The following is a 19749-nucleotide window of genomic DNA, read 5'->3' on the forward strand; positions in this document are numbered from 1 at the left end:
GCGAGGACGTCCAGCTGAAGCAATCGACGCTAGACGAGACGTACAACCGGCGGAGTGGAGTCGAACGAACCAACGAATCAGTGAAGGACTGCGGCCTCGGGCGAACACACGCCCGAGGCGGCGTCCACGCACGTGCACAAGTGTTCCTCGCGCTGTGTCTTCGCCTCGTCGTCGCCATCACCAACTACGAACGTGGAGACAATCCGGGAAGTACCGTGATCACGGTGTGAGAACTCTTCTATGACACCATCTCAGGAATTAATCACTTCTAGACAGTGGGTAGCACCCTGACAACCGTACCGCTGTCCCTTGGTTTTCCCTATCTAGACAGTGCCCACCAAGACCCCGCGTCGTATAGATCGCACTCTTTGCTTCAAGACACCGCTAGTGAACCAGGATAGAGCCGACGTCTTGGCTACTACTCACGGTCGGACGTAGCAGTTTAGAGCCGTGTATTCGCCGCGGTGAGAACCCGCTCCCTCGCGAATCTTTTTCACAGATAGTGAATTCAGTTGTTATTGCCGTGAAAAATGTCGCGAGATAACTAGTAACAGAGTCTGTGAGTATAGTTGACACCCACCATGAACGCCCAGCGAGAGCTATTCTCGCAGAAATAACAACAGTACCAATGTTATTTATAGCTCGTCGATCACATTCTACCGATCGCGCTCGCTCTTAGGTTTCACAATTACTGAAACTGAAGAGCTTTCTAGGGATACTTCTCCATCCGACGATACCTTCGCCTGTTACCATGTCAGCGACGACTGTTCTCCGCTGTACAGGTCCCATCTCGTCTCTAAGTAGAATGAGATGGATGATATCTTGGAACGTGGTACCACTTCTCTTACACTCGACGAGGATGTTACCCTCCCACCATTTCAGACACGGCGAAACCAGCCGGAAAAACGAGAGGCCGGGGTGTCAGCCCTGGTTCCGAACCTGCGGAGGTGCGAACGAGTCGATGTCGAGTCGCTCCAGCGTCTCCATCCGCGGGACGCCTTCTCGGGTCCAGCCTCGCAGTTCGTAGTACTCGTCGAGCATCTCGTCGAACTCCTCTTCCGTGAGGTGGTTTCCGTCAGCAGGTCCTCCGGATTCCAGTGGCCGCTTCAGCCGTTCCGGAAGGCTGTCGTCCTCGCGACCGAACCCCTCGCGGAGGTTGAACAGCCGGGTGAGCGTCCAGGCCCGCTCGCCGACGATTTCGAGACCGTCGACCGTCACGTCGAAGCCGAACTCGGTGAGCCACTCGGCGACACGCTCGTAGTCGTAGGCGGTGAAGTCGCAGGCGACCATGCTGTACGAGAGCGCGCCCTCGTTTTGCTCCTCAACGACGACCTTGGCGTGGCCCTCTGTGTCGTACGGCTCGCGGTCACCGCCCATCGCGTCGGAGGCGATGGGGAACGCGCGCTGATGGCAGCCACCACGGTCGGCTGTCGCATACGCTAGCGCCATACTGAACGACGCGCGCGGGTCGTACGCCGGCAACTCCATTCCTTTCACTTCGACGGCAGCTTCACGGGCCTCGGGGTGGCCATCACACAGTTGCTCGGCTGCCCTCGCGGCGCCGTCTGCAAGTGCGTCGCCGACACCCTCGCGGTGAGCGATGTCCCTGACGACTTCAGCGGCGGTCTCCGCGTCGCCGAACTCGATGTCGTGGTCGACGAGCCCCGCCTCCGACACCTCCATCAACCAGGAAACGACGTTCCCCAGCGAGATCGTGTCCATCCCAAGCTGATCGGCACGGTCCGCGAGCTCGGTTACGCCCGTCACGTCTGTGATGTCGGTGTTCGCACCCATCATGCCGACCGTCTCGTACTCAGGCCCCCACGCCACGCTGGCGTCCGGGAACGCGCCGTCGACATCCGTCCCCGAGAAATCCGTCACGTGGCCACACGCGACCGGGCAGTTGTAACAGGAATCGGGGCGCTGGTGACCGGGTTCGAACGCGTCGATGTTCAGGTCGTCCACGTCGGGAATCTGTCCCCTCGTCCAATTGTGTGACGGGAGTGCGCCGATTGTCTGCGTCCAATCGACGATGAGCTGGGTACCACCGGTACGCGCCCACTCCACCTCATCGCTGGTACTGAGCCGCTGGGTGTGCTGGATGCGGAGGTCCTGTAGCTCTGAATCGTCAGGCTGGGTCCCTGTGGCGACGACCGCCTTCAGGTTCTTGCTCCCCATCACGGCGCCCACGCCGCCCCGACCGGCGTGGTGAGACGCCTCGTCGCTGGATATGGTGGCGAACCGCACCTGATTCTCGCCCGCCGGTCCGATAGCCGCCACCTTGGTGTTCCGGTCGGGGAACTCCTGGGCGGTCTCGCGAGTGTCGTGGCTGCCCCACAGGTGGTCGGCGGCTTCGACGACCGCATCGTCGTCGGTAATCCGAAGCATGACGGGCTCGTCGGCCTTCCCCTCGAACACGATGCCGAGGTACGTCGGCATCGCGAACCGCACGTACGACGGGAAGTGGCCCCCGGAGTACGAATCGACAAACGCGCCCGTGAGCGGGGACTTCGTCACCACGCCGTATCGGGAGGTGCCCGGCGCGTGGCCCGTGAGCGGGCCGAACACGAACACCATCTTGTTCTCCGGGCTCAGCGGGTCCGCTCCGGGTTCAAGTTCGTCTAGTAGCATCGCCGCGCCAAGCCCCTTCCCGGAGATGAACTTGTCGCGGTACGACTGTGGGATTTCCTCGGTTTCGACTGTTCGGTCCGTGAGGTTCACGCGCAGCAGGTGTCGCATCTCGGACGGCATCGACCCCTCGGCTGCGCCGTCGGTCTTGGCTGCCATTACCAAACGTACAGACCGCCTGTATAAAGGTTTGATGCAGCGATGGCTCCCCCGCGTCGGTCGTACCGGCCGGCCGCGAGGCCGCAGTCGACGTCGTCGGCCGACTCGACGGCTTCAGCGTGATTTATTTCTATCGAGCCGACGAGCGGTCGTGTGCTCCGAGACGTTCGATAGAGCCACCGCGGGGCGAATTTTCGCTTCGGTGCCGCGCACTGCACCAGGCGGTAATTATTTGCTATCTGCTCCAAGGCCCAGTTGTGAGCTACGATGTCATTATCGTCGGGTCCGGCTGTGCCGGGCTGTCGGCGGCCTACCGACTGGCACCCGACCACGACGTCTTGATCGTCGATCGGGCCGGAATCGGTGAGGGAACGTCGAGCCGTGCGTCGGGCGTGATCACCGCTCCCGTTGACTATCCGGACCTCCCGGAGTGGAGCGCGCACGCGACAGAGTTCTTCCGCGAGTTGGACGGGACGGGCACGTTCACCTGGACCGACCGGCCGTACGTTCGCGGGGTTCGCCCCGAGGACGTCGACGAGTCGGAGACGTACGCCGAACCGGACGACGTCTCGCTCGTCGATGCCGCCGAGTACGACAACGTATTCGACGCTGACGCGCCGTACAGCCACGCGCTCGTCTGGGAGGACTGCGGCTACTGCGACGTCGACGAGTTCTTGGCGACACTCCACAAGGAGGCGACCGACCGCGGAGCGGAGTTCCGCCCGGACACGACCGTTGAATCGGTCATCGTTGAAGACGGTGCCGTCATCGGCGTCGAAACGACGTTCGGTGAGGCCCGCGCAGATACGGTCGTCGTCGCGGCCGGCTTCCACGGCGCCGGCGTGATGGCCACGGATAGCATCGGCACGGCCATCCGCGCTCGCGTCACCGGCGAGGACGCACCGTTCTCGCTGGCGCCGTTCCGGCTGGACCGATTCGATACTCGCGACACCGATTTTCCCTTCAGCACGCTGTTTCAAGCGTCTTCGTGAGCGGAGTTGGCGTCAATCTTTAAGAAGGTCCCCGTCCCATCGCATCCCATGACCGCTTCCGAGGAGTGGGAAGATGTTCTGGATAGCCCCGAGATCGAGCACTTGGTCGTCGAGTTCCCCGACATCGACGGGGTGTCTCGATCGAAGATCGTTGACGCCGAGTACGCCCGAAACCACTGGATGGAGGGGTTCTCGATGAACATGCTCATCCTCGCGGTGTCGTCGATGACGGACGTTCCCGAGGGGACGGGCTACGGTGAGGAGATCAACTTCGCCGACGGGGTCGTTGTCCCGGATCTCGAGACGGTCCAGCGGGTGCCCTGGCAGGAGAACGCCGCGCGCGTGCTCTGTGATTTCGAGTTCGAGGGCGAGTCGCCGCCGGTGTACACGCGTGGTCTCCTCCAGCGAGTCGTCGCAGACGCTCGTGAGGAACTCGACGCCACCTTCGGCGTCGGCAACGAACTGGAGTTCCACCTCCTCGAGGAGACGGAGGACGGCTACGCACCCGTCACCGACCACCCCCACGAGTACATGACGCACTACCAGACCCGGGTACAGCCGTTCTACGATCGTCTGAAGGCATGGAACGACGAACTAGGCGTTCCGGTGAAGAGCCTCCAACACGAGTACGGCGCCGGTCAGTTCGAGGTGCTGTTCGACCACGCGGGTCCGGTCGCCGGTGCCGACCGCACGTTCACGTTCAAGCGGGTCGTTCACGAGGCGGCCCACATCGAGGGGCAATCGGCGACGTTCATGGCAAAGCCGTTCACGGAGGCGTCGGCCAGCGGTTACCACGTCCACCTCAGCGCGTTCGACGGCGACGAGAACCTGTTCGCCGATGGTGACGAACTCTCGGCGACCGGCGAGGCGTTCGTCGGGGGTTTGCTCGAACACGCCGACGCGCTCACCGCGCTTTGTTGCCCGACGCTCAACGGGTACAAGCGGTTCACTCCGAACAGTTTCTCGCCGTACGAGCGGTCGTGGGGATACAACAACCGGACGGCCGCGATCCGGGTGCCGGCGGCCTCACCGGTCCGCATCGAGAACCGTATCCCGGGTGCGGACGCGAATCCGTACCTCGTGCTCGCGGGAACGCTCGCAGCCGGCCTCCACGGCGTTCGCGAGGAGCTTGACCCCGGCACTCCCGCCGACGCGACCGACGACATCGACCGCCCGTCGTTGCCGTTGTCGCCCGGCGTCGCGCTGCAGGCGCTCGAGACGGACGAGGTGTTCGTCGAGGCGCTTGGCGAGGAGTTCGTCCGGGCGTTCACGGCCGTCAAGCGTCGCGAACTCGAGAAGTTCAACGACGAGGTCACGGAGTGGGAACAGCGGTACCTTGAGTCGCTGTAGCTGTGAGTGCAGACCGGCGAGCCACGTACCCATTCGAGTCTCAATCGACGACGCCACAGTGGCGCGCGAAGTTGTCGAACACGCGGGGGGCGGTCACTTCGTCAAATGTGTGGTCTCCGGGGTCCCAGTCGCTGACTTCCTCGCTGATCTCGGCGGTGTACTCGGGATGGAACTGCACCGTCCAGACCGGCGCGTCGCGATGCTGGCTACAGAAGTTCGGGTCGTAGTCGGTATGCGCGACCGACTCCATCCCATCCCCGAGGTCGGTCACGAGGTCGCCGTGTAGTACCGGCACCACCGGTTCGACGCCGGTCAGCACGCCCGCCTCGGACCGATCGTACTCGACCAGTTCCACGAACGTCGCACGCCGGTGGTCTCGCTCGACCTCGCCGCCGAGCGCGTAGTTGACGATCTGGTGGCCGTAACAGACGCCCAACAGCGGTATTTCCGCTTCGAGACACCGATCGATCAACTCGAGTTCGGTGTCGAACCACTCGCCGTGATCGTCGTAGACGCTGTCGGTGCTCCCACTCAGGACGACCCCGTCGAACTCGTCGACCGGCGGATGGTCCGGCTCGTCGACGATGACGTGGTACTCCGCATCCGGTAGGAACCGAGCGATTTGCGGCCCGAGGATGCGGTAGTCGGGCTTGATTTCGTTGTCGAGTACCAGTATCATGTCCAAACGTAGTGCGAGGCAGGAAAATAAATCCATGCACTGTCCTACGTCTACGGCCATGCCGACTCGTGCACTCCGCGACCGGGAAAACGATTATGTGGGTCACTGCGCGAACAGCACGTGACGATTCCACCATGCACACGACGAACGAGCTATCGAGCGAGGCGTTCGAATACCGGGTGGACGGGGTAGCCGTCGACGGCTATGACGTCATGCCATCGGTAGCGGTCGACGACCGGCTCGGGGTCGTGATGGACGACCCGGCGGACGGGCTGGGCGCGGGTAACTTCCTACTCGCGTGCGTCACCGCGTTCTACAATTGGTTCCGAAAGACGCGTGAGGAGTTCTACGAGTATCCCGACTACTATACGTTCCAGGCGACACCCGACCCTGCGGACTACCTGGAGTTCGACATTTGGCCGGACCACAAGAACGTCTCCGTGCCGCCCGATCCCGAGGCCGTGTTGCGCGCGATCAACGACCGTGCGGTGACGGTGCTGCTCGTCCCCGACGAGCCGACCGGCCAGCCCGACATCCAGGACGCGACGCGCAACAGCGCTCTGCGTCGCGACTTGGCTTGCTTTGCCTACGCACCCGACGGCCGGGTCGCGGACGCGAACTTCACCGTGCAGGCGCCCCGCGACCCGGCGTGGACGTGGTACGCGACGACGCTAGACGCTCTGGGGTCCTCGCCGGACAGCGTCGGTATGGTCGAAGACGCGTACGTCTCTCAGCGTTTCCGTGAGATCGATTTCGAGGCGGCGTTGGCACGGCTCCCCACCTCGACCTAACTCTCAGTTCCCCGCCCAGGCTGTGATTTCGGTGTCCAGCTCTCCCTTCGCGTCGAGTAACTGGTCGATGACGTCTTGGTCGATGCCGTCTTCAAAAATGTAGGAGGGCCAACCGATGCTGATGGCACCGAACACGGAGTCGTCGGGCCAGTTGACGACGACGGCGATGTTCTCGAACCCCTCGTGGACTTCCTGGTGGGCTTTCGCGTACCCACGCTCACGGGCGGTCTCCAGCTGGTCGAACAACGTCTCACGGTCGGTCACGGAGTAGGGTGTTTTCTGGTCGAAACCCCATTTCTCGAGGATGGCTTCCACGCGCTCGGGTGGCAGGCTCGCGAGGATCGCCTTCCCTGACGCCGTATTCGTCATGTTGTAGGAGATGCCGACGCCCTGCCACTCGTCGTCGACGTTACCGTACACCGCGTTCGACGGGATGACGTCGAAGATGGAGACGATGCGACCGTATTCCTCGACGAGGAACTCCACCTCGAAGCTCGTCTGGGCCGACAGTTCATTCGTCAGCCGCCGCACAGCCCCGAAGTGCGGAACCTTGCGGCGAGCGTGACGCCCGAACTCCAAGAACTTCAATCCGAGTCTGTACGCGCCGTTCACGCGGACGAGCCACTCGTGTTCCTCCAGGGTCGCTAAGTGGTTGTGAGCCGTGCTGTGCCCGATACCGAGTCCCTCTGCCACATCCGTCAACCGCGGTTCCTCCTCGTTCCTGACGAACTCGAGTATCTTCAGTGAGGTCATCGTCGACCGGACCAGCCGCGGCGCGTCGTTCGCCATGCGAACGCACAACACTGGCTGACATATAGGTGTTTCGCGTCTCGTGAAACTAACGTGCTTCTGCGTATCTGCCGGAACGACGTATCGAACGAGAGAGGGACTCGTACGCGTCGGCCGTCTATCCGACGCTGTGACCGAGAGCCGTCGGGTCTCTCGTCCGGAGTCAACTTTTTGAAGGGTGATTCCGTTGGTGGTGTCGATGACAGTAGACGCCGATGTCGTGGTCGTTGGTGGCGGTATCGCCGGTCTCGCGGCGGCACGCGCAGTCCGATTCGAGGGACTCGACCCTGTGGTGCTGGAGGCGCGGAACCGGGTCGGCGGCAAGACGAAGTCGACCGAAACGGAGTACGGCGACTACGTCGAGTACGGCGGCCAGTGGGTCGGCGCCGACCAGGACCGCGTTCGCGCACTCCTCGACGAGTTCGACCTCGAGACGCGCCCCCAGTACTACGACGGGAAGATCGTCCGTCGAACCAACGGTGAGCGGTACGTCGGCGAGACGTACGATGAAACGCTGCGGGCCCTCTCCGGCGAGGCGGAGGCCGAACTGTTCGCCGCCTTCGAGGAGATCGACCGCTGTACAGCGCAGGTGCCCAGCGAGCAGCCCCAGGAGGCCCCGAAGGCTGCCGAGTGGGACCGTACGACGCTCGCCTCCTGGATGGACGACTGGTTCAACACCGCGGATGCGCAAACCGCCTTCGAAGTGATGATTCCCGGTATCTACACGGCTGAACCCGCTGACCTCTCCTTTCTGTTCTTCCTCTACTACGCGAAGACCGCGGGCGGGTTCTCGATGCTCAACGGCCGGAGCTCCGAGGGCGACTCCCACGGCGAGATCGTCGTGAACGTCCAGGGGCTCTCGTCGGCACTCGCAGCGGACCTGGACGGTCGCGTGGCGTACGGGCAGCCGGTCTATCGTATCGAAGAGAACGACGCCGGCGTCACTGTGTCGACTCCCAATCGGTCGTACGAGGGGAAGTACACCGTCGTCGCGCTTCCGCCGGCGTTGGCCGGCCGCATCGAGTACGACCCGGGATTGCCGGCGGCCCGCGACGAACTGACCCAGCGGATGCCGAACGCCAACGTCCTGAAGGTCCATCTCCGCTACACGGAGCCGTTCTGGCGTGACGCCGGGTTCTCAGGCCTCCTCGAAGACGACGTCGGGCCGGCCAACTACTACTTCGACGACGGAACTCCGGGCGGTGACACCGGCCGACTCGTCGGCTTCGTCTGCGGCGAGGACGCCCGCATCTGGGCCGACCGCTCGACCGCCGACCTCCGTTCTACAGTCACCGACCAGCTCGCCGCACTCTTCGACGACGACCGGTTCCACGAGCCAGTTGCGTTCATCGACCGGTCGTGGTCGAGTGAACCACTTTCGTGGGGTGGTTACCACGGCTACCCCACGCCGGGAACGATGGTGGCGTGTTGGGACGCACTCAGGGAGCCGGTCGGCCGCGTCCACTGGGCTGGCGCCGAGACTGCGACGAAATGGTACGGCCACATGGACGGCGCCATCCGGTCCGGGGACCGGGTCGCCGAGGAGATTGCCTCGCGGTCGGAGTGACGCGGCGTTCCGGCACCCCGACCTTGTCGGCGTCAACTAGTAAGACGACCACGGTTACGGCGTAAAATCGTAGGTAAGAGAAGCACTCAACTCAGACGAAGACGTCCTCGCCGGCGATGTACCACGCCCCGAAGATGACGACGCTGGCGGCGACCACGATGAGCGTCGCGATGACGTTCACGCCCGGCGCGATGCCCTGCCGGACCATCCCGAAGAAGTACACCGGCAGCGTGTTCTTCGTACCGATGACGAAGAACGTGATGACGAAGTCGTCGAACGAGAGGACGAACGCCAGCAGCGCCGACGCGATGATGGCGGGCATGATGTTCGGAAGCGTGATGTAGCGGAACGTCTCGAGACGGTTCGCGCCGAGCGTCTTGCCCGCTTCCTCTAGCATCTCGTCGAAACTCGCCAGCCGGGCGTAGACGATGACCGCCACGTACGAGATGTTGAATGCGATGTGGGCGATCATCGTGGTTCCCACGCCCGTCGTGAGGCCGACGATGCGGAAGAACAGCAGCGCCGAGATACCCATGATGATGCTCGGCATGATGATGGGCATGTAGACGAGGCCGGTGAACGGCGTCTTGCCCACGAAGTCGTACCGTTGAAGGACGAACGCGAGCATCGTCCCGAACACCGTCGCGACGACCATCGACACGATGCCGATGTACATCGAGTTCTTGAACGCCACCCACGCGACGTCGGGATTGACGACCCGTGTCGACTGACCGCTGAGTATGGCCTCGTACCACTGCGTCGTGAACCCGCGCCACGCGATGGCGATGCGCGCGTCGTTGAACGACGTGACGACGACGACGATGATCGGGAGATACAGGAACAGGTACAGCAGAAGCGCTTCGGCGCTCAGGAGACGGTTTCCGTTGTTCTCGAGGAAGCGTTTCGCCGTGTACCAGGAGTCTGACACCATCGACAGCAGGCCCGATCCGGTGGTACCGGCGCTCATGCGAGTTCACCCCCGCCGATGAATCGCTGGTACAGCCCGATGACGACGAGCACCACGCCGGTGAAGATGAAGCCGGCGGCCGACCCGAGTGGCCAGTTGCCGGCGCCGCCGAACTGTTCGGCGATGAACTTCCCGATGAACGCGGCGTCGCCACCGCCGAGGATCTCCGGGATGACGAACGTCCCCGTCGCTGGGATGAATACGAGGATACTCGCCGCGAAGATGCCCGGTAGCGTCAGCGGCAGGATGACCCTCCGGAACGCCGTGATACGGGTCGCACCCAGCACGAGGGCGGCCTCCCGCAGCGTGAAGTCGACGTCGTCGAGGTTCGCGTAGATGGGCAGCACCGCGAACGGCACGTAGATGTAGATCATCCCCAGCATCACCGCGGTATCGGTGAACACGAGGTTGACACCCTGGACGCCCGGAAGGGCATTGAGCACCTGGAAGATGGGACCGTTTTCGAACGTGAGTAGCTTGAGCGCGTACACGCGTACGAGGTACGATGCCCAGTACGGGAGCAGCAGGAGGATGAGCCCGAGTTGCTGAAAGCGGTCCGGGATGACGCGGACGATGAAATACGCTGTCGGATAGCCAACCGCGAGTGCGAACGCGGTGGTGATGAGCCCGAAATTGACGCTCTTCACCAGTACCTGGACGTACACCGTCGGGGCCCCGCTCGTCAACTCGATACTGAACGGGATGAGGCCCTCCAGCATCCAGCCGACCGTCCACCACAGCGCCTGACCGACCGTCGCGTCGTCGGGGATGAAGAATGTCGCGTACTGCTGGAGGCCGAGATACTGCGGAGCGAGCAGCACCTCACCGAACGCTCCTCGTTCACCGAAGCTGTAGTACATCATGATCAACAGCGGCGTCAGGAAGAACGCGATGAGCCAGAAGGCTCCCGGCGTGAGATTGACCACTAATCCGATGTAGTCGCTCTGCAGAATCCGGGACCGGACGCCCTCTGGACTCGTCGCTGTTTCCTGTTCTGTCTTCTGGGCCATACGAGCATCATCTCGTGCGATTGGTTAAGAGTTTGGGTCAAGATATCATGCACCTTGACACACCTTCTACTGAGCCGGCACAGTCGTGGCTGCTGCGAGTATCTATCACCCGAAGATTTAAGTAACCGCGATAAATAATAGTTGCCACGACTATGGTTGACAATGGCAAGGGGCAGGCGTCGGACCGGCGGAAACACCTTCGGAGGCGGACCGTACTCGGCCTGTCTGGGTCGGCGCTCGCGGCAGGTCTCGCCGGCTGTGCCGGGGGCGGCGGTGGCGGTAGTGGCACAGACTCGACGCCAACGTCGACGAGTACCGGTACGCCCACAGGGACACCGATCGCCGACTCGAAGCAAAAGATCAGGGACGAGTACGACCTGGAGATGGTCGACTACGCCGATCAGGTCGAGAACAAACTGACGATCCTCCAGTGGAACGCCTACTGGCCGACGTACATCGTCCCTAACTTCGAGAAGCTATACGACGTCAAGGTCAACGTCTCGATCTTCAGCTCGAACGAGGCGATGTTCAACAAGCTGAAGACGCTGGGGCCGGGCCAGGTCGATCTAATCTTCCCGAGCGACTTCATGGTCAACATCATGGCCACACAGAACATGCTCGGGTTCCTGGACAAAAACAAGATCCCCAACTACGGCAACCTCAAAGACAGCTTCGAGGAGGTGAACTACGAACCGAACGGTGCCTCCGGCACGTACTCGATGCCGTACAACTGGGGCTGGTCGGCGATGGGGAACAACAAGAAGGTCACGGGTCGCTCGCTGGAGCCGACCTGGGACGAGATGTTCAACAAGGAGCACAAGGGCGACGTCACGATGCTCAACAACATGCGCGAGAGCATCGGCGCCGCGCTCCTCAAACTCGGCTACTCCATCAACACGACTGATGAGCAGAAGATCGACGAGGCGAGGGATCTGCTCATCCAGCAGAAGAAAGACGGGCTGGTGAAGGCATACGACTCCTCGAACGTCCAGTCGCTCCTCACCAACGGGGAGGCGAGTCCAACCCACGGCTGGAACGGCCAGGTGTTCGGCGCATACCGCGACCTGATGAACGACAACAACGAGGCGCCGGTGGAGTTCGTCATTCCAAAAGAGGGGAACGTCATCTGGACGGACGCCGCCGTCCTCGACAAGAAGGCGCCCCATCCGAACGCCGCACACGCGTTCCTCAACTACATCAACAACGTGAAGGTCCACGCGGACATCACGAGCTGGCTTATCTACCCGACCATCCTTGAGAACGAAAAGAAGTACCGCACCGACAAGTGGGCCTTCGAGAAACTCGAGGGGTTCACACCGACCAGCGACCAGCTGAACCGGATGGAGTACATCCGGAACGTCGGCGACGCGACCAAGCTCTACTCCGAAGCGTGGACGGAGATCAAAAACGCGTGACTCCGTCACCACCCATGTCTGAATTCGACGTCCGGTTGGAGAACGTGACCAAAGACTTCGGGAATCTCCGTGCAGTCGACGACGTGAGTCTCGACATCGAGCCGGGACAGTTCATCACGTTGCTCGGACCGTCGGGCTGCGGAAAGACGACGACGCTTCGGTGTGTTGCCGGTCTCGAGACGCCTAGTGAGGGGAACGTCTACATCAACGACGAGTTAGTGAACGACCGGCCACCGTTCGAGCGCGACATGGACATGGTGTTCCAGTCGTACGCGCTGTTCCCGCACATGACCGTCGGGGAGAACGTCGCCTTCGGCCTGCAGATGAAGGGCCGGGAAGGCGGGGTGTCGTCGAGCTCCCGCTCTTTCGGCACGCATCTCAAACGGCTGGTGCGCCGTGAGACGTCGCTGGAGATAGAACAGCGGGTCTCGGATATGCTCGAACTGGTCGAGCTACGGGGAATGGAGGATCGCAAACCGTCGGAGCTATCCGGTGGCCAGCAACAGCGGGTCGCGCTGGCGCGCGCGCTCATCACCGAGCCGACCGTTCTCCTGCTCGACGAGCCGCTCGGTGCGCTGGACCTGCAGCTTCGACAGAACATGCAGATCGAGCTCAAGAACCTCCAGGAGGAGCTCGACACGACGTTCATCTACGTCACGCACGACCAGGAGGAGGCGCTCACGATGAGCGACCGTATCGTCGTGATGAACGAGGGCCGGATCGAACAGGTCGGCGAGAGCACCGAAATTTACGAGGAGCCGAAAACGGAGTTCGTCGCTGACTTCATCGGGGAGACGAACCTCGTTCGCGGCCGCTACGTCGAGGAAGACGGTGGCGCCGTCGTCGAGAACAACGGCCTAACGTTCGACGTCCGGAGGGAGGCGGCCGCCAACGGCGATATCGCGTTCGCACTCCGCCCGGAGAAGATCCGCCTCGGCATCGAGGACGGCGCGTTTGACAACGTGTACGACGCCGAAATCGTCGACAGCATCTACAAGGGGAACGTCGGGAAGTTCGTCGTCTCCCTGGAGAACGGTCAGCAACTGACGGTCGACGTGCAGATGACGGACCAAAGCCGGTACCTCTCCATCGGTCAGGAGGTCACCATCGGTTGGCCGGCCGAAGACACCGTTCCACTCACGGAATAACGGGTGATTCCACCGCCACGATTCGTCGATGCACTTCGTCCCATAGCCACTCATCAACCCTCCCAAACCGATACGTTTTTCCGACCACCTCACACGTTGGTGTCATGAGCGAGGAGACCCCTACCGACCGGTCCGACGACGTCCGGCTGATAGGACGTGCCGTAGAAGACGAAGAGTGGATCGAGGCGTTCCTCGAGGAAGAGCCGATGGGGGTGGTCGGCCTCGTCGACGAGGGAGCACCCTACGTCGTGAATCAGCTGTTTGTCTACGACTCCAACGAACAGGCCGTGTTCCTCCACGGGGCGGCGACGGGTCGGACGCGAAGCGTCGTCGAACGCGACGGCAACGTCGAAGCGTGTCTCACGGTGAGTCGGATGGGACGGCTCATCCCCGCCGCGAAGCCAGTGGACTTCGACGTCGAGTACGCCAGTGTCGTCGTGTTCGGTGAAATTTCGCTCGTTGAGGACACTGCCGACAAGCGCCGGGCGCTCGAGTTGCTCATGGCGAAGTTCGCCCCGCAACTTCGCCCGGGCGACGACTACGAACCCATCGCCGACGACTCCATCGAGCGCACCTCGGTGTACCGGATCGACGTCGACGGCTGGAGTGCGAAACGGAACGAGACGCCACCGGACGACGAGACGGCGTACGACTATCGAGCCATCCAGGACGAGGAAGACGACTGACCGGGTTTCACGTACGCCGAAACAACGCCCACGAGCGACCACCGAGTCGCTCGGCACCGGCACTTCGCGTCAGGCGTCCGGCCAGCGCTCGATGTAGACGGTTTCGTCGGTGTAGAACCGGACGACGTCGTCGGCCTGCGCGTGGAGGTCGCCGAAGAACGAATCCTTCCGGCCGCCGAAGTGGAAGAACGCCATCGGTGCCGCAGTCCCAGCGTTGACCGCGAGGTTGCCAGCCTCGGCGTCCTGCCGGAACTGCTTCGCGTCGGCGCCACGGCCGGTGAACAGGCTCGCCGCGTTCCCGAACTTGCTGGCGTTCATCACCTCGATGGCCTCGTCCAGGTCACTCGCGTGCATGAGCCCCAGCACAGGTCCGAAAATCTCCTCGCGGGCGATGACCATGTCGCGCGTCACGTCGCGGAAGATGCAGGGTCCGAGGAAGTTGCCGTTCTCGTAGCCGTCGACGGTCACGTCGCGGCCGTCGTATACGAGACCGGCACCCTCCTCGACGCCGGTGGCGACGTAGTCGCGGACGCGCTGCTCATGGTCGGGCGAGATGAGTGGGCCGATGGTCGTCTCCTCGTTCAGGCCGTAGCCGACGACCTGGCGCTCGGCCTCCTCCATCACGAGGTCGACGAACTCTTCGTAGACGGATTTTTCGACGACGACGACGTCGTTCGCGAGACATCGTTCCCCCGAGCAAGCCAGCGCGGAGCCGACGGCCTTCTCGGCCGCGAACTCGAGGTCGGCGGTCTCCGTGACGATGACGTGATTCTTCGCACCGCCCTGCGCCTGCACGCGCTTGCCGTGCGCGGCAGCTTTCTCGTAGATGGCTTTCGCGACGGGCGTACTTCCGACGAACGAGATGCCCTGAACGTCCTCGTGCTCGACGAGGGCGTCGACGGTCTCGACACTCCCGTTGACAAGTTGGACGACGCCGTCCGGAAAACCAGCCTCGTCGATGAGTTCGAACAGTTTCCGCGCCGTGAGCGGGTCCTGCTCGCTCGGCTTCAGGATGAACGCGTTGCCGGTGGCGACAGCGTACGGCAGAAACCACAGTGGAATCATCCCGGGGAAATTGAACGGCGTGACGGCGGCGAACACGCCCAGTGGCTGGCGGATGCCCATCTCGTCAATGCCCGGCGCTGCGCGCTCGACAGTCCCGCCCTGCATCAGGCTGGGGGCACCGCACGCCACCTCCACGTTCTCGATTCCGCGCCGAAGTTCGCCCCGCGCTTCGCCGAGCGTCTTGCCGTGCTCCTGGACAAGCAACTCCGCCAACTCCTCTTGGTGCTCCTCGAGCAGTTGCTTCAGACGGAAGAGCGGCTGGATACGCTCCTCGACGGGCGTCTCGCGCCACAACTGGAAGGCCGTCTGCCCGGCTGCGACGGCGTCGTCGACGTCGGCCGCAGTGCTGAACCCGACGTGGGCGATGCGCTCGTTCGTCGCCGGGTTCTCGACCGCCTGTCCGTCGCCGCTGGCAGCGACCCAGTCACCGTCGAGATAGTTCTGTACCTCACCGTACCGAAGGTCGGACGTGTTCATGGAGTCGAAGCTCTCGCTGAATCGCTAAAAGCGTTCTGCCGCAGTGCTGCACGCTGTGCCCACGGCAACATGCGGCTATGGTTCTCACTCTACCCTACTTCCCTCGTGCACACGGAGGACGGGATTTCGGCAGGCAGCGGCGACTATCACGTCCTAACCGTCGCTAGCTGGCGTAGCTTAGTTCCGACTCGCCCCGCTCGTGTCTTAAATCCCGCACCTGCTCGCAGGGACGCGCGGCAAAACACCTAAGCGACTGCTACTGAACCACGTAGGCATGACGAGTAGTTCCCACGACGCTATCGTCGTCGGCGGAGGTATCGTCGGTGCACACTGTGGTCTCCAGCTCGCCCGCGCCGGGCTGGACGACGTGGTCGTCCTCGAACGTGACGAACCAGCGAGCAAAGCGAGCGGCCGCGCGGCGGGCAGCCTCACGATCTGGGGCCAGGAGCGATTCGGCGCGGAGGCGTCGGCCTTCTGTCGCGACGTCTACATAGAGCTCAACGCCGAATACGACGAGTTAACTTTCCACCCACGGGAGTCGTACTCGCTGGCGTACAGCGAGGAGGGCGCCGAGCACCTCCGACGCGACCATGAGTCGCTGACCGTCGAGACCGAGCTGCTGACGCCGGAGGAGCTGGCCGACCGCCGCCCGGAGTTCGCCGTCGAGGACGTCTACGCGGCTGTCCGGTTCCCACACTCCCGTTACACGGACCCGAAACAGCTGACGCTGACCGTCCACCAGGCGGCCGCCGATGCAGGCGTCACGCTCCACCACGAGGGCGTTGAGTCGCTCGTCCCTGGCGCTGGTACGGACGACGTCGGCGTCGAGACGACGGTAGGACGCCGCGAGGCGCCAGTCGTGGTCGTCGCCGCGGGCGCGTGGTCGAAACGACTGCTCGCAACAGCCGGCGTCGACATCGCGCTCAGGCCGCGGACGAGCCAGATCGTCATCCTCGAGCCCGCAAACGACATCGAGATCCCGTCCTGGGAGGCGCGCGATTACAACGTCTACGGCCGTCCGACTCCGGAGGGGCGCATCCTCTTCGGCGGCGGCGTCTCCACGCCTATCGGCGACCTCGAGGGGTTCGATACCCGCGCGTTCGTCCCCTTCCTTCGCGAGGTCGGCGAGTACGCCCCCTACGTGTTCCCGGCGCTCGAAGCGGCGACGCTCCACGACGACTGGGCCGGGCGCGTCTCCGCGACGCCCGACCTCCAACCGCACATCGGTGAGACGACCCACGAGGGGCTGTACGTCTGTGCGGGGTTCAACGGTGAGGGCATCTCGAACAGCCCGTTCGGCGCGCGATTGGTGACCGACCTCGTGTTCGAGCGCGACCCCATCGTCGATCCCGAGCCGTTCCGACCCGGTCGGCACGCCGGCAAAGAGGAGTTCCGCATCGGGAACGCCGTCGAGTGGACCTAGGGCCGCCCACACGGAACGGTGGTTCGGAACCGATTACTGCTCGCCAGACGGTGTCACCGGACCTGCCTCGCTGGTGAGCGCGTGAGCCTTGCCGCTACAGTCGGTCGAATCGGACGCGACCGGCGGAATTGTCCCACAGATGGAATAAACGTTTTCAGCTCCACTTATGAAGGAGTAACATGGCGAACCTTGCAGAGCGATCGAACGTCGTGGCTCCACAAGTGAAGAAACTGTTCGTGAGGGACGGGAAGACCCCGAACAGCTCTGGAGCCGTGCCGCAGCCGAACTCCATTGGTTCGAGCCCTGGTAGTCCGTCCTCCAGCAGGACGGACCTGGCCACTTGAGCTGGTTCGATGGTGGTAGCCTCAACATGAGCTACAACTGCGTCGACCATCACGTCGAGAGCGGCAACGGGAACCGGGCCGCACTCGTCTACGAGACAGCTGACGTCGTCGACGACGAGGGGAAATCCATCGACGTGGGCAAGGAAGGCGCACTCGTGCTCGAACAGTCGTTCCCCGACCTCACACAGACACTGTGGGAGAGCCACGACCGGTATCTGAGCGAGTACTGGCAGGAGATCGAAGGGAAATACTACGTGGGCGACGCGGCCTCGATGGACGAGGAAGGCTATATCTGGTTCAGTGGGCGCGCCGACGAGGTTCTCACGATCGCAGGCCACCGCATTGGACCCACCGACATCGAAGACGCGCTCGTCAGCCACGCCGCCGTCGTTGAGGCAGCGGTGATCGGCAAACCCCACCCGGAGAAAACGGAGGTCGCCGCAGTCTTCATCACGCTCGCAGACGAGTACAACCCCTCCGACGACCTGCGGACCGAACTCATCGACCAGATGCACGCGGAGGTTGGGAAAATCGCCGTCATCGGCAACCTCGAGTTCGTCCACCAGCTACCGAAGACCCGATCGGGCAAAATCATGCGTCGCACCATCCGCGACATCCTGCTGGACGAGGACCTCGGAGACGTCTCGACCATGGAGGACTCGAGTGCCGTCGACTGCATCAAGGCAGCCACGGGTAACATCGAGGTTGAGTCGGAGTAACTCCAGCCGGTCGATACTCCAGACTGGAGCCCAAACGGTCGCCTCAAATCCACTGAGGGGGAGCGTATCGATGGCTGCCGTCGCGTTCCCCGTACTGATTCGCGATGGGGACTGGATCCGACGAGGGCTGCTGCGAGGTGCAAATTTATACCCCTCCCACCGTAACGTGGTGGTATGTCATCACCGAACATGGAGTCGGAGCGATCGGTGGCCACCGACAAGACCATCCCGCACTGGCACTCGCCCGAGGGCGAGACACTGAACATCACGTCCGGGGACGGCGCCTGGGTAACCGACGACGAGGGAAACGAGTACCTCGACTTCCTCTCGCAGCTGTACTGCGTGAACGCCGGCCACGGTAACGAGACGATCAACGCGGCCATCCGCGACCAGCTCGACCGCGTCGCGTACGTCTCCTCGTCGAAGCGGAACGACGCCCGCGCGAAACTCTCGGCGCGACTCGCCGAGGTCAGTCCTGTCGACGACGCGAGCGTATTTTTCTCTATCTCGGGTAGCGAAGCGAACGAGGCTGCCATCCAACTCGCCCGTGCGTACACGGACGCGCCGAAGGTGCTGACGCGCTGGCGGTCGTACCACGGTGGCACGTACGGCGCCGCGAGTCTCACCGGCGACCCGTCGACCCGCGCGACCGTCGAGAAACACGCCGCAACGTCGGGAACGGCGCGGTTCCTCCCGCCACTTCCCGAGTGCTTCGACGCCGATAGCCCCGAGGAACTCGCGGAGAAGGCGGCGACCCACCTCGAGTGGGTCATCCGCAACGAGGATCCAGACAGCATCGCGGCGCTACTGACCGAACCGGTCGGTGGGACCAGCGGGGCCTACACCGCGCCACCGGGCTACTTCGAGCGGGTCCGCGAGATCTGCGACGAGTACGACATCCTCCTCATCTCCGATGAGGTCATCGCCGGATTCGGCCGCTGTGGCGACTGGTTCGGCATCGGGACCGAGGACGTCCGTCCGGACATAATCACCTTCGCGAAGGGCGTCACGAGCGCGTATGTCCCCCTGGCCGGCGTCATCGCCAACGGCCCGCTCGGTGACCACTTCCGCGAGGAGGGCATCGAGGTCGGCCAGACGTTCGCCGGCCATCCCATCGCCTGTGCGGCCGGGTTGGCGGCGATGGACGAGTACGAGAACGGGCTCATCGAGAACGTCCAGGAGCTGGCACCCGTCCTCGAATCGGAGCTGCGCGCGCTCGAAGAGAAACACGAGGTCGTCGGCGACGTCCACGGCCGCGGCTTCCACTGGGGCGTCGAGTTCCACGACCCCGAGACTGGGAAACCGTTCGTGAACCCTTGGGCCGACGACGGCGAGAACCCCGTCCCGAAGACGCGCAGCCACGCGATGGACGAGGGCGTCCTGTTCGGTAGCGGTCGGCCGGACATCCAGAACATCGTCTCGCCCCCGCTGTGCACCGACGAGGCCGACCTCGAAGACGGCGTCTCGGTGCTCGACGAGGCCATCGAAGCCGTCTTCGACTAACACCGCCCCCTCGGTCCCGCTCGACTGCTGGCCTGTC

Annotated in this window: 17 protein-coding genes; 11 read left to right on the top strand and 6 right to left on the bottom strand. The window is 63.3% G+C overall.

The genetic code is table 11. The features are described 5' to 3' along the window. On the top strand, nt 1–230 hold a 230-nt coding region (locus tag ACR3FF_RS14515; RefSeq protein ID WP_458188802.1), incomplete at its 5' end, for a transposase. A 691-nt stretch (nt 231–921) separates the two neighbouring features. On the opposite strand, the gene ACR3FF_RS14520 is transcribed toward ACR3FF_RS14515, so the two are convergent. After that, on the bottom strand, nt 922–2787 hold the full coding sequence (locus ACR3FF_RS14520; RefSeq protein ID WP_458188803.1) for an aldehyde ferredoxin oxidoreductase family protein: 1866 nt from the start codon (nt 2785–2787) through the stop codon (nt 922–924). Between the two features lie 257 nt (nt 2788–3044). On the opposite strand from ACR3FF_RS14520, the gene ACR3FF_RS14525 reads away from it, so the two are divergent. Both ACR3FF_RS14525 and ACR3FF_RS14530 read left to right on the top strand, forming a co-directional pair. Further along, on the top strand, nt 3045–3779 hold the full coding sequence (locus tag ACR3FF_RS14525) for an NAD(P)/FAD-dependent oxidoreductase (protein ID WP_458188804.1): 735 nt from the start codon (nt 3045–3047) through the stop codon (nt 3777–3779). Nucleotides 3780–3827: 48 nt separating this feature from the next. Further along, nucleotides 3828–5129, top strand: a complete 1302-nt coding sequence (locus ACR3FF_RS14530) for a glutamine synthetase family protein (RefSeq protein WP_458188805.1) — start codon at nt 3828–3830, stop codon at nt 5127–5129. Nucleotides 5130–5169: 40 nt separating this feature from the next. On the opposite strand, the gene ACR3FF_RS14535 is transcribed toward ACR3FF_RS14530, so the two are convergent. Next, on the bottom strand, nt 5170–5808 hold the full coding sequence (locus ACR3FF_RS14535; RefSeq protein WP_458188807.1) for a type 1 glutamine amidotransferase: 639 nt from the start codon (nt 5806–5808) through the stop codon (nt 5170–5172). 134 nt (nt 5809–5942) lie between these two features. Here ACR3FF_RS14535 and ACR3FF_RS14540 point away from each other — a divergent pair, with 134 nt between their 5' ends. Continuing rightward, on the top strand, nt 5943–6599 hold the full coding sequence (locus tag ACR3FF_RS14540; RefSeq protein WP_458188808.1) for a hypothetical protein: 657 nt from the start codon (nt 5943–5945) through the stop codon (nt 6597–6599). A 3-nt stretch (nt 6600–6602) separates the two neighbouring features. On the opposite strand, the gene ACR3FF_RS14545 is transcribed toward ACR3FF_RS14540, so the two are convergent. Beyond that, complete coding sequence (locus ACR3FF_RS14545) at nt 6603–7388, bottom strand: IclR family transcriptional regulator (protein ID WP_458188809.1); 786 nt, start codon at nt 7386–7388, stop codon at nt 6603–6605. Between the two features lie 199 nt (nt 7389–7587). Here ACR3FF_RS14545 and ACR3FF_RS14550 point away from each other — a divergent pair, with 199 nt between their 5' ends. After that, nucleotides 7588–8955: a flavin monoamine oxidase family protein gene (locus ACR3FF_RS14550; RefSeq protein WP_458188810.1), complete on the top strand. Its 1368-nt coding sequence runs from the start codon at nt 7588–7590 to the stop codon at nt 8953–8955. Nucleotides 8956–9046: 91 nt separating this feature from the next. On the opposite strand, the gene ACR3FF_RS14555 is transcribed toward ACR3FF_RS14550, so the two are convergent. Both ACR3FF_RS14555 and ACR3FF_RS14560 read right to left on the bottom strand, forming a co-directional pair. Continuing rightward, a complete protein-coding gene (locus ACR3FF_RS14555) occupies nt 9047–9922 on the bottom strand; it encodes an ABC transporter permease (protein WP_458188811.1) in 876 nt (291 codons plus the stop codon). Next, entirely contained in the window at nt 9919–10932 is a 1014-nt protein-coding gene (locus tag ACR3FF_RS14560) for an ABC transporter permease (RefSeq protein WP_458188812.1), read from the bottom strand. Before ACR3FF_RS14560 ends, ACR3FF_RS14555 begins: the two co-directional genes overlap by 4 nt. A 152-nt stretch (nt 10933–11084) precedes the next feature. Here ACR3FF_RS14560 and ACR3FF_RS14565 point away from each other — a divergent pair, with 152 nt between their 5' ends. From ACR3FF_RS14565 to ACR3FF_RS14575, 3 genes are all read left to right on the top strand, one after another. Next, a complete protein-coding gene (locus tag ACR3FF_RS14565; protein ID WP_458188813.1) occupies nt 11085–12347 on the top strand; it encodes an ABC transporter substrate-binding protein in 1263 nt (420 codons plus the stop codon). A 14-nt stretch (nt 12348–12361) separates the two neighbouring features. Then, complete coding sequence (locus ACR3FF_RS14570; protein ID WP_458188814.1) at nt 12362–13495, top strand: ABC transporter ATP-binding protein; 1134 nt, start codon at nt 12362–12364, stop codon at nt 13493–13495. A gap of 104 nt (nt 13496–13599) precedes the next feature. Then, nucleotides 13600–14181, top strand: coding sequence for a pyridoxamine 5'-phosphate oxidase family protein (locus ACR3FF_RS14575; protein ID WP_458188815.1), 582 nt, complete (start codon nt 13600–13602; stop codon nt 14179–14181). A gap of 69 nt (nt 14182–14250) precedes the next feature. Here ACR3FF_RS14575 and ACR3FF_RS14580 read toward each other — a convergent pair whose 3' ends face one another. After that, nucleotides 14251–15723, bottom strand: coding sequence for a CoA-acylating methylmalonate-semialdehyde dehydrogenase (locus ACR3FF_RS14580; RefSeq protein WP_458188816.1), 1473 nt, complete (start codon nt 15721–15723; stop codon nt 14251–14253). Nucleotides 15724–15997: 274 nt separating this feature from the next. Here ACR3FF_RS14580 and ACR3FF_RS14585 point away from each other — a divergent pair, with 274 nt between their 5' ends. From ACR3FF_RS14585 to ACR3FF_RS14595, 3 genes are all read left to right on the top strand, one after another. After that, a complete protein-coding gene (locus ACR3FF_RS14585) occupies nt 15998–17146 on the top strand; it encodes an NAD(P)/FAD-dependent oxidoreductase (RefSeq protein WP_458188817.1) in 1149 nt (382 codons plus the stop codon). A gap of 370 nt (nt 17147–17516) precedes the next feature. Further along, nucleotides 17517–18209 carry an AMP-binding enzyme gene (locus ACR3FF_RS14590; RefSeq protein ID WP_458188818.1) on the top strand — a complete coding sequence of 231 codons (693 nt, stop codon included), beginning with the start codon at nt 17517–17519 and terminating at the stop codon, nt 18207–18209. 174 nt (nt 18210–18383) lie between these two features. After that, nucleotides 18384–19712 (top strand): aminotransferase family protein, encoded by a 1329-nt coding sequence (locus ACR3FF_RS14595; protein ID WP_458188819.1) that lies wholly within the window; start codon nt 18384–18386, stop codon nt 19710–19712. Nucleotides 19713–19749 lie beyond the last annotated feature (37 nt).

The sequence above is a fragment of the Haladaptatus ordinarius genome, from assembly GCF_054177595.1.

Coding starts and splice junctions, on each gene's coding strand:
- ACR3FF_RS14520 (WP_458188803.1), bottom strand. CDS start 2,787: ATGGCAGCCAAGACCGACGGCGCAGCCGAGGGGTCGATGCCGTCCGAG.
- ACR3FF_RS14530 (WP_458188805.1), top strand. CDS start 3,828: ATGACCGCTTCCGAGGAGTGGGAAGATGTTCTGGATAGCCCCGAGATC.
- ACR3FF_RS14535 (WP_458188807.1), bottom strand. CDS start 5,808: ATGATACTGGTACTCGACAACGAAATCAAGCCCGACTACCGCATCCTC.
- ACR3FF_RS14540 (WP_458188808.1), top strand. CDS start 5,943: ATGCACACGACGAACGAGCTATCGAGCGAGGCGTTCGAATACCGGGTG.
- ACR3FF_RS14545 (WP_458188809.1), bottom strand. CDS start 7,388: ATGGCGAACGACGCGCCGCGGCTGGTCCGGTCGACGATGACCTCACTG.
- ACR3FF_RS14550 (WP_458188810.1), top strand. CDS start 7,588: ATGACAGTAGACGCCGATGTCGTGGTCGTTGGTGGCGGTATCGCCGGT.
- ACR3FF_RS14555 (WP_458188811.1), bottom strand. CDS start 9,922: ATGAGCGCCGGTACCACCGGATCGGGCCTGCTGTCGATGGTGTCAGAC.
- ACR3FF_RS14560 (WP_458188812.1), bottom strand. CDS start 10,932: ATGGCCCAGAAGACAGAACAGGAAACAGCGACGAGTCCAGAGGGCGTC.
- ACR3FF_RS14565 (WP_458188813.1), top strand. CDS start 11,085: ATGGTTGACAATGGCAAGGGGCAGGCGTCGGACCGGCGGAAACACCTT.
- ACR3FF_RS14570 (WP_458188814.1), top strand. CDS start 12,362: ATGTCTGAATTCGACGTCCGGTTGGAGAACGTGACCAAAGACTTCGGG.
- ACR3FF_RS14575 (WP_458188815.1), top strand. CDS start 13,600: ATGAGCGAGGAGACCCCTACCGACCGGTCCGACGACGTCCGGCTGATA.
- ACR3FF_RS14580 (WP_458188816.1), bottom strand. CDS start 15,723: ATGAACACGTCCGACCTTCGGTACGGTGAGGTACAGAACTATCTCGAC.
- ACR3FF_RS14585 (WP_458188817.1), top strand. CDS start 15,998: ATGACGAGTAGTTCCCACGACGCTATCGTCGTCGGCGGAGGTATCGTC.
- ACR3FF_RS14590 (WP_458188818.1), top strand. CDS start 17,517: ATGAGCTACAACTGCGTCGACCATCACGTCGAGAGCGGCAACGGGAAC.
- ACR3FF_RS14595 (WP_458188819.1), top strand. CDS start 18,384: ATGTCATCACCGAACATGGAGTCGGAGCGATCGGTGGCCACCGACAAG.